Consider the following 9472-nt stretch of genomic DNA (forward strand, 5'->3'; position numbering starts at 1 on the left):
GCTGCGGGCCGCGACGGCCGCCGCTGCTGGTGCGCGGCGACCTGGTGGACGACCTGCCGGCGCTGGCCGCGCGGGCGCCGGCCGGCGCGACGCTTGTGGTGTTCCACACCTCCGTGCTGTACCAGGTGCCGGCGCCGCGCCGGGCGGCGTTCATCGATCTGGTACGTGGACTGCCCGGCCACTGGATCGCGAACGAGGCCCCGGACGTGGTGCCCCACGCCGCGCTGCCGAAGCCGCCGGACGATGCGCTGTACAACGTGCTCACGTTGGACGGGACGCCGTTGGCCTGGACCCGCTCGCACGGGCAGGCGATGACCTGGTTCGCGGACGGCGTGCCCCGGTAGCCGGGCCGACGATGCCGGGCCGGAGGCTCGGGAGGTCGCCGGACCCTACCGACGGCTAACGGGTCTCCGCGAGATTCTTCAACCGGCTGTTCCACAGGTCGTGAGCCTTGTGCATCCCGTCGGGGTCGGAATTGCGCATCTCGATCGCGGCCGGACCCTCGGCCGCCCCCTCCATGATGACGTGACAGCGGTTCGACTCCTCGATGAGCCGGAACGCGTGGTACGCCTGCAGACCCGGTGCGTTCCCGGACCAGCCGATGCGACTGTCCGGAACGAATTCGAATATCTCGCTGATGACGTCGATCCCGAACGTCGTCCACTGGAATCTGCTGTCGTCCCGGAGCACCCCGGTCCGATCGTTGAGGATCCGCACGTCGTGGGCGTTCGGATACCACTGAGGCCACTGCTCGACGGCGATCAGAATTTGCCACACGTTCGAGCAGGGCGCGTCGATGAACACCTCGTTGTGGGCGAACAGATCGGCGCGCTCCGGCGAAAACCCCGCTGGCCAATGTATGTCGCTGAATCGATTCGCCAGGTCGTCGTCCATCGGATTCTCCGTCGAGATGATGGCGGGCCCGCCGCCGCGATCTCCCCAGTCGACACCTTAGTCCGCCGACCGCGTTTCATTCGCCGGACGGCGGCCGGCGCGGCACTGCCCGGTCGACGGCACACGGTGGTGTCGTAGGGTCGGCGGAATGGACGGTGCCGACGCCAGCGGGCAGGGCCGGCGGCTGCCGTTGGCGCCCCGGCCGTTGGACTCGCCGCATCCGTCCCGGCTGGCGCCGACACATCCGGACCGGGACCGGATCCTGGCGGCCCATTCCGCCGCTCTCGCGGCCGGTGAGGCGGGCTATCCGGACCCGGCCACCGGGCTGTTCGTGCTCAGCGCGGGCTTTCTCGCCCGCCGTGGCACCTGCTGCGGGCGCGGCTGCCGCCACTGCCCGTACGTCGACGATCCGGTGGCGCCGGTCCCACCACCGCCGTAGGGGCGCCACCAGGCAGAGCGGGGTACGGGGTTTCGCCAGCCGCGCGGACCCCGTACGGTGGCCGACGGATTCCCCGGTCGCTGCGGCCGGGCGGATGGGAGGCGAGCGGTGCGCAGGCGGCTGTGCCTGGTGGGTGTCGGGCTACTGATGCTCTCCGGCTGCGGTGAGGATCCCGCGCCGGCGGAGCCACTCGGGCCGGCGCCGAAGGTCGTACGGCTGCCGGCGTCGGCGGCCGGCGGTGCCTGCCAGCTACTGGAGTATCAGGTGGTGGAGCAGGCCATCGGCACCCAGTTCGAGGTCTCGGCGGCGAGCCGGCACGGCAGGACCGACACCTGCGTGCTGCGCGCCGAGGCGGCCGCCCGCCCCGAACTGGCGCTGTCGGTGACTCCGACCACGGCCGACACGGCCATCTTCGCCGACGAGGTGGTGCCGAGCGGCGGGAAGTCGGTCAAGGGCCTCGGCAAGGCCGCGTACCAGTCGGCGGTGGCGGCGGCAAAGGGTTCCGGGATCGGCGTCGAGGTCGGATGGCTCACCGGCGACAAGCGTCTGGCCAGCCTCCGTTACACGTTTCCGACCGGTGCGGACCGGGCCACGGCCGACGCGCTCACCCCGAAGCTCGTCGCCCTGGCGAAGAAGATCGACACCAGCGGTCGCTGAGCCGGCGACCGCCGTACCGGGACGCACGAACCCGCCCGACCGGTAGGAAGTCGGACGGGCGGGACGACGAGCCAGGCCGCGGGACGATTACCCCGGGAGCGGGGCCGGCACCGCTCAGTGGGCGGCGACGAAGACCCGGGACGCGACCTCGCGAGGCAGGCGGATCTTGTCGCCGGACCGGTCGATGGTCACCCCGTCACGTTCCTGTGCGACGGTGACCGTCGCGCCCGGGTCCACCCCGGCGGCGTGCAACTGGCGTAGCACGTCGCCGTCGGTCTGGACGCTCTCACAGATCCGCCGGACCACCACCGGACCGCTGAGACCGGGGAAGGCGAGATTCCGCTCGCCGTCGGGGACCGTCTCGGCGGCCGGCAGGCCGGGATTGGTGACCAGGGACTCGAGCCCGGGGATCACGTTGCCGTACGGCGACCGGGTGGGCCGGTTGAGCAGCTCGTAGACCTTCTTCTCCACCGAGTCGCTCATCACGTGCTCCCAGCGGCAGGCCTCCTCGTGGGCCTCCTCGTAGGGCATCCCGATCACGTTGACCAGCAGCAGCTCGGCCAGCCGGTGCTTGCGCATCACCGACACCGCGTGCGCCCGACCGAGGGCGGTGAGTTGCAGGTGGCGGTCGTCCTCGACGGTCAGCAGCCCGTCGCGTTCCATCCGGGCGACGGTCTGGCTGACGGTCGGACCGCTCTGGCGCAGCCGCTCCGCTATCCGGGCACGCAGCGGGGGCACACCTTCTTCCTCCAGCTCAAGGATGGTGCGAAGGTACATCTCGGTGGTGTCGACAAGGTCGTTCACGTCAGCGGTCCTCCCGGTAACGATGCTACCTCGGGGAACCGATATTCAGTGTCGCCGGGCCCGGGGCGGTTCGGCCCCGGATGGTGTTGACTGGACCCCGTGCCCGTACCGGATGATCTTTTTGTCGATGTGACCGGGCTCGCCGCGGAGCTGGCGTCCCCCGAGCCGCCCACCCTGCTGGATGTGCGTTGGCGGCTCGTCGGAGCGCCCGGCCGGGTCGACTACGAGGCCGGCCACCTACCCGGGGCGGTCTTCGTCGATCTCGACACCGAGTTGTGCGGACCACCCGGGGCGGGTGGACGACATCCGCTGCCCGACCCGGCGGTGTTGCAGCGGGTACTCCGCGCGGCGGGGGTGCGGGCCGGTCATCCCGTGGTCACCTACGACGGCGGCGACCAGATGGCGGCGGCGCGGGCATGGTGGACACTGCGCTGGGCCGGGCACCGCCAGGTCCGGGTACTCGACGGCGGCTTTCCGGCCTGGGTCGGAGCGGGACGGCCGGTCTCGACCGAACCAGCGGATCCGCTACCGGGCGACCTCACCGTGCGTCCGGGCGGAATGCCGGCGCTCGACGCCCGTCAGGCGGCCCGGGTCGCCGCCGAAGGAGTGCTGATCGACGTCCGGACGGCGGCGCGGTACCGGGGCGAAACCGAACCGATCGATCCGGTCGCCGGGCACGTTCCCGGCGCGGTGAACCTTCCGGCCGCCGAATACGCCGACGCGGACGGACGACTGCCGGCCGCCGGTCTCCTGCGCGAGCGGTTCGTCGAGGCCGGCGTCCGGCCGGGGGTACCGGTCGCCGCGTACTGCGGCTCCGGGGTGACCGCCGCACAGGCGGTGCTGGCCCTGCACCGGGCCGGATTTCCCGACGCCGCGCTCTATGTCGGCTCGTGGAGCGACTGGCTCACCGATCCCGCCCGCCCGGTGGCCACCACCACCGACCCCGATCCGGGCTCGGGCTCGGGCTCGGGCTCGGGCTCGGAACGACCCTGATCCGAACCGCCTGATCCGTCGCCGCCCGATGGCATCCGGCTCGCGTTCCGGAGGCCATCGGGCCGCTCTGGCCAGTCGGGGCCGTTCGACATGCGACCATGAGGGCCATGTCGGACGGCACAGTGGTGGTCTGGGACGAGAGTCTGCTGGCGTACGACCTGGGCGACCATCCACTCGATCCGGTCAGGGTGGAACTGACGATGGCGCTGGCCAGGTCGCTCGGGGTCCTCGACCGCCCCGGTGTACGCCTGGTGGCGCCGGCCCCGGCCGATGACGCGGCGCTGGCCCGGGTGCACCGACCGGACTACCTGGACGCGGTACGGGCGGCACCCCACGACCCGCTCTTCTCCGGGTACGGCCTCGGCACCCCGGACAACCCGATCTTCGACGGCATGCACGAGTCGAGCGCCCTGGTCGCCGGCGCCAGTCTCGCGGCTGCCGAGGCGGTCTGGCGGGGCGAGGCCCGGCGGGCGGTCAACGTGTCGGGCGGGCTGCACCACGCCATGCCGAGCCGGGCCGCGGGCTTCTGTGTCTACAACGATCCGGCGGTGGCCATCGCCCGGCTCCTCGACCTCGGCGCCAAGCGGGTGGCCTATGTCGACGTCGACGTGCACCACGGCGACGGAGTGCAGCAGATCTTCTACGACGACCCACGGGTGTTGACCGTCAGCCTGCACGAGACCCCGTTGGCGCTCTTTCCGGGAACCGGGTTTCCGGACGAGACCGGTGGACCGGGCGCGGAGGGAAGTGCCGTCAACCTGGCCCTGCCACCGGGTACCGGTGACGCGGGCTGGCTGCGGTCCTTCCACGCCACCGTGCCGGCGCTGCTGCGGGCGTTCCGGCCGGAGATCCTGGTGAGCCAGTGCGGGGCGGACGGCCATCGACTGGATCCGCTCGCCGACCTGCGGTTGACCGTGGACGGTCAGCGGGCCAGCTATCTCGCCATGCGGGCGCTCGCCGACGAGTTGTGCGACGGCCGGTGGGTCGCGACCGGGGGTGGCGGCTACGCCCTGGTCGAGGTGGTGCCCCGGGCCTGGACACATCTGCTCGCGGTGGCCACCGGTGATCCGGTCGACCCGGCCGTGCTGACCCCACCCGACTGGCGGGCGCTGGCCCGGGCCCGCCGCCCCGACCATGAGGTGCCGCTGCGGATGACCGACGACGCGGACGTCTCGTACGAGCGCTGGCAGCCGACAGGCGAGCCGGACGCCGTGGACCGGGAGATCATGGCAACCCGGCGGGCGGTGTTTCCGTTGCACGGCCTCGACCCGCAGGACCCGACGGTCTGACCTTCCGGATCCGCGACCGACCGTCCCGGAACCGTTCCTGACGCGCGTCGGAAGTCGTCTGCCCGGACACGCCGGAGCCCCCGTCCACCGGCGCTGGTGGCGGGGGCTCCGCGGCGTACGGGTCAGCTCGCGTACGACTCGAGCCGGTCGGCGCGCGACGGGTGGCGCAGCTTGAGCAGGGTCACCTTCTCGATCTGACGGATCCGCTCCCGGGACAGCCCGAACTCGCGACCCACCTCGTCGAGGGTGCGCTGCCGGCCGTCGTCCAGGCCGAAGCGCAGCCGGATCACCGCCTGTTCGCGGTGTGACAGCGTCGCCAGCACGATCTCCACCTCGTTGCGGAGCATGCCCTGGGAGACCGCGTCGCCCGGCTCGTCGCGCGGGTCGACCGCCGCGACGAAGTCGCCGAGGGCGCTCTCACCGTCCTCGCCGACCGCCTGGTCCAGGCTGACCGGCTCCCGGTCGTACGAGATCAGCTCGATGACCTGGAATTCCTGTACGCCCAGCGCGGCGGCGACCTCGGCGACGGTCGGCTCCCGACCCAGCGAGGCGGACAGGTCCCGACGGGTCCGGACCATCCGGTTGACCTGCTCGACCATGTGCACCGGGATGCGGATGGTGCGGGCCTGGTCGGCCATGGCGCGGGTGATGGCCTGGCGGATCCACCAGGTGGCGTAGGTGGAGAACTTGTAGCCCTTGGTGTAGTCGAACTTCTCGACCGCGCGGATCAGGCCGAGGTTGCCCTCCTGGATCAGGTCCAGGAACGCCATGCCCCGCCCGGTGTACCGCTTCGCGATGCTGACCACCAGCCGCAGGTTCGCCTCCAGCAGGTGGTTCTTCGCGGCCCGCCCCTGGGCGACGATCGTCAGCAGGTCGCCCCGCAGGTCCACCGGCAGAGCCCCGGACTTCCCGCCCCGCTGTCCGCCCCCGGGCAGCCGCTCGTCGGCGGTGAGCTTCTCCTCGGCGTACAGCCCCGCCTCGATCCGACGGGCCAGTTCGACCTCCTGGACGGCGGTGAGCAGTTTGGTCCGGCCGATACCGTTGAGGTACGCCCGGACGAGGTCGGCCGACGCGCCCCGCTCGTCGGTGGCGTCGAGGTCGACCATGACCTGGCCGGGTCCGCCGTCGTTGACCGGTTCGTTATCGGTCCCGGCCGTGCTGGCCGGGCTAGTGTGGTTCTCGTTCATGTGCCGGACCATCATCTGTCGCCTCCCCGCTTCGACAAAGTGACGCCTCCCAGCGGACAACCTCGCTGGTGACACCTAGCTTGGCTGCTGGGGCGTGAAGCGGGGGTGAGGAGATCGTCGGGTTGGCATGAATCCGGGAGACAACCGGGATGGGAAATGGCCGGTTTCCTGGGCTTCGGTCCGATTGATGACGGGCGATCGTGCGGGTCCGGGCTTGCCGGCGGTGGCTACTGTGCCAGCCTGCCGGCCGGGTACCGACGGGTCGGGCGTGATCGAGAACGGATGGGAGAAATGGTGGTCTTCAAACGGTTGATGCAGGCGATGGGTGTGGGCGGTCCGTCGGTCGAGACGGTGCTGACCAATCCGAACTGCCGGCCCGGTGGCCAGTTGGAGGGCCAGATCCACGTCCAGGGCGGTGACCACCCGGTGGATGTCGAGTACGTCGCACTGGGCCTGGTCACCCGGGTCGAGGTGGAGAGCGGCGACAGCGAGTACAGCAGCACCCAGGAGTTCCAGCGCCAGCGCGTGACCGGCCCGTTTCGGCTGGAGAGCGGGGCGCGGCACGACATCCCGTTCCGCTTCGACGTGCCGTGGGAGACGCCGATCACCGAGATCGGCGGCCAGCACCTGCACGGGATGACCATGGGGCTGCGGACCGAGCTGGAGGTGGCCCGCGCGGTGGACAAGGGTGATCTCGACCCGGTCGCGGTCCACCCGCTGCCGGCGCAGGAACGCATCCTGGGCGCCCTCACCCAACTCGGCTTCCGGTTCACCCGGGCCGACGTCGAGCGTGGACGCATCTACGGCGTCCAGCAGTCGCTGCCGTTCTACCAGGAGATCGAGTACTACCCCGCTCCCCAGTACACCCGGGCGATCAACCAGTTGGAGCTGACCTTCGTCGCCACGCCGCAGCAGATGCAGGTCGTGTTGGAGCTGGACAAGCGGGGTGGGCTGCTCACCGAGGGCCGCGACGCGTTCGGCCGGTTCACCGTGGACTACGCCACCGCGGACCGGACCGACTGGGCCAGCCAGCTCGACGGCTGGTTGCGTCAGTCGCTACAGAAGCGCGGCCTGTTCTTCTGACCCGCTCCGACTAGAGGTCGAGCAGCACCGTGCGCGGGCCGACGTTCACGCTCTCGACCAGCATGTGGGTGCGGAACCGGCCGGTGGACACCTTGGCGCCGCGGGCCCGGAGTGCCTCGACGAACGCGGTAACCAGCGGTTCGGCCAGCTCGGCCGGGGCCGCGGCGCCCCAACTCGGCCGGCGCCCCTTGCGGGCGTCGCCGTACAGGGTGAACTGGCTGACCACCAGCAGCGGTGCGCCGACGTCCGAGGCGGACCGCTCGTCGTCCAGGATGCGCAGCTCGTGCACCTTCCGGGCCATTGCGCCGGCGGTCGCGGCAGTGTCGGAATGGGTCACCCCGAGCAGCACCAGCAGCCCGTCGGAGATCGCCCCGACCACCTCGCCGTCCACCGTCACGCTGGCCCGACCGACCGTCTGCACCACCGCCCGCACGACGGTCAGTCTGCCACGGGCGCGATCACGCCCCGCTCGACCAGGTGCGCGATGATCGGCCCGGCCGCCTCGGCAAGGTCCTCCGCCGGTACGTCGTGCGCGAGGGCCAGCACCGCGAGCTGCTCGCGCAGCGGCACCTGCCCGTTCGCCCCGCCGACCAGGGCGAGCACCAGCGGATCCACCTCCTCGGTCCAGCGCAGCCCGTGCGAGGAGACGAGCACCTGCCGGTCCACCGCCCAGCCCTCGTCGCCCATCGACGCCTCCTGACGCAGGCGCAGCCCGTCGACCGCCCGGAACCGGGTCCCCAGCAGCGCGTCGTCGTTCCGGGCCCGTAGCCAGTCCTGCCGGTCGAACCAGGCGGCGATCTGCTCGCCCATCGGCGGCTCCACCGCCTGCCGAAGATCCTCGATCCGGACGACCGGATCGGTGTGCCCGCCCCGGCGCAGGTTCACCACGCCGAAGCCGACCGCCTCCACCTTCTGCGCGTCGAACCAGTCCAGCCAGGCCGCCACCCGGTGCGGGTCGGTGGCCTCGCTGGCGTCGGCCAGCCACAGGTCGACGTACGTCATCGGGTCGGCCACCTCGCGCTGGATCACCCAGGCGTCCAGGCCGGTGCCGGCGAACCAGCCGGCCACCCGCTCGCCCCAGTCCTCCCCGGCCACGTGCAGCCAGTTGGCCAGGTACTGCATGGTGCCGCCCTCTGTGAGCAGTCCCGGCGCGGCGGCGGCCAGTTCGGCCGTGATCCCGTCCCCGACCCGGCCGGAGTCGCGGTAGCTGTGCGTGGTGGTCCCGGGTCCGACCACGAACGGCGGATTGCTCACGACCAGGTCGAACCGGCGACCGGCGACCGGCGCGACGAGGTCGCCCGAAAGCAGCTCCCAGCGGTGTCCGTTCAACGCGGCGGTGGTCGCCGCGAACCGCAGCGACCGGTCGGAGACGTCGGTGGCGGTGACCGAGCGGGCGTGTTCGGCCAGGTGCAGGGCCTGCACGCCGCTGCCGGTGCCGAGGTCGAGCGCGCTGCCGACCGGGCGCCGGATCGTCGCGCCGACCAGGGTGGTGGTGGCCCCGCCGATCCCGAGAACGTGGTCGGAGGGGAGCGGCACGCCGGGCCGGGCGCTCGCCGGCACGTCGGAGAGCACCCACCAGGAGTCCCCGTACGGCTCGAGGTCGATCGCCTGCCGAAGGCCGGAGCCGACGCGTTCGACCAGGCCACCGGCGAGCGCCTCCGCCAGCGGCAGCGGTGCGAAGGCCGCCCGTACCGCCGCCTCCGGCTCGGTCTGGCCGCAGACGAAGAGCCGGATCAGCGTGTCGAGCGGGTTCCGTTCCTCGGTGGCCCGCAGCGCCGCCCGGAAGTCGTTGCGGCCCATCGCGCTGGTCGCCTGCGGCCCCAGCCGCTCGGCGATGCCGCTCGACGTGTAACCCGCGCTGAGAAGGGCCTGTCGCAACTGATCGACCCCAGCGGGGGACAGCAGCATGTCGTCTCCGTCCACGGCGTCCATCCTGCCGGTCGCCGGTACCGGGCCGACCCGCAACCCCCGTAGATGCCCGGCCGGAACCACCCCGTCGGGGGTAACCGCTGGGTACCGGGGCGGGCGGACCTGCGCGGTGTTCACGTCACCGGCAGCCGGTCGCCCGTCACCGGCCGCCCTTCGCCGGCCGCCGCGCAGACGGCGGGAGCGGGGCGGGCGGGAGC

The 9472-nt window shown here is 72.0% G+C and carries 11 protein-coding genes; 6 read left to right on the forward strand and 5 right to left on the reverse strand.

The features are described 5' to 3' along the window. On the forward strand, positions 1–344 hold a 344-nt coding region (locus I0C86_RS06645; RefSeq protein ID WP_196200323.1), incomplete at its 5' end, for a DUF2332 family protein. Between the two features lie 55 nt (positions 345–399). Here the strand turns inward: I0C86_RS06645 and I0C86_RS06650 are convergent. Then, positions 400–894 carry an SRPBCC family protein gene (locus tag I0C86_RS06650; RefSeq protein WP_196200324.1) on the reverse strand — a complete coding sequence of 165 codons (495 nt, stop codon included), beginning with the start codon at positions 892–894 and terminating at the stop codon, positions 400–402. Positions 895–1042: 148 nt separating this feature from the next. On the opposite strand from I0C86_RS06650, the gene I0C86_RS06655 reads away from it, so the two are divergent. After that, positions 1043–1333 carry a DUF5522 domain-containing protein gene (locus I0C86_RS06655; protein WP_196200325.1) on the forward strand — a complete coding sequence of 97 codons (291 nt, stop codon included), beginning with the start codon at positions 1043–1045 and terminating at the stop codon, positions 1331–1333. 108 nt (positions 1334–1441) lie between these two features. Further along, positions 1442–1990, forward strand: coding sequence for a hypothetical protein (locus I0C86_RS06660; RefSeq protein WP_196200326.1), 549 nt, complete (start codon positions 1442–1444; stop codon positions 1988–1990). A 114-nt stretch (positions 1991–2104) separates the two neighbouring features. Here I0C86_RS06660 and I0C86_RS06665 read toward each other — a convergent pair whose 3' ends face one another. Beyond that, positions 2105–2794, reverse strand: a complete 690-nt coding sequence (locus tag I0C86_RS06665; protein ID WP_196200327.1) for a metal-dependent transcriptional regulator — start codon at positions 2792–2794, stop codon at positions 2105–2107. A gap of 99 nt (positions 2795–2893) precedes the next feature. Between I0C86_RS06665 and I0C86_RS06670 the strand changes: the two genes are divergently transcribed. Continuing rightward, positions 2894–3787, forward strand: coding sequence for a sulfurtransferase (locus I0C86_RS06670; protein WP_196200328.1), 894 nt, complete (start codon positions 2894–2896; stop codon positions 3785–3787). Positions 3788–3894: 107 nt separating this feature from the next. Further along, on the forward strand, positions 3895–5076 hold the full coding sequence (locus tag I0C86_RS06675) for an acetoin utilization protein AcuC (protein WP_196200329.1): 1182 nt from the start codon (positions 3895–3897) through the stop codon (positions 5074–5076). Positions 5077–5198: 122 nt separating this feature from the next. On the opposite strand, the gene sigB is transcribed toward I0C86_RS06675, so the two are convergent. Beyond that, a complete protein-coding gene (gene sigB, locus I0C86_RS06680) occupies positions 5199–6182 on the reverse strand; it encodes an RNA polymerase sigma factor SigB (protein ID WP_230393685.1) in 984 nt (327 codons plus the stop codon). Positions 6183–6557: 375 nt separating this feature from the next. On the opposite strand from sigB, the gene I0C86_RS06685 reads away from it, so the two are divergent. After that, positions 6558–7346: a sporulation protein gene (locus tag I0C86_RS06685; protein ID WP_196200333.1), complete on the forward strand. Its 789-nt coding sequence runs from the start codon at positions 6558–6560 to the stop codon at positions 7344–7346. A gap of 10 nt (positions 7347–7356) precedes the next feature. Here I0C86_RS06685 and dtd read toward each other — a convergent pair whose 3' ends face one another. After that, entirely contained in the window at positions 7357–7779 is a 423-nt protein-coding gene (gene dtd, locus I0C86_RS06690) for a D-aminoacyl-tRNA deacylase (protein WP_196200331.1), read from the reverse strand. A gap of 5 nt (positions 7780–7784) precedes the next feature. Then, entirely contained in the window at positions 7785–9269 is a 1485-nt protein-coding gene (locus I0C86_RS06695; RefSeq protein WP_196200332.1) for a DUF7782 domain-containing protein, read from the reverse strand. Positions 9270–9472 lie beyond the last annotated feature (203 nt).

Source organism: Plantactinospora alkalitolerans (assembly GCF_015690345.1).
Lineage (GTDB): Bacteria > Actinomycetota > Actinomycetes > Mycobacteriales > Micromonosporaceae > Plantactinospora > Plantactinospora alkalitolerans.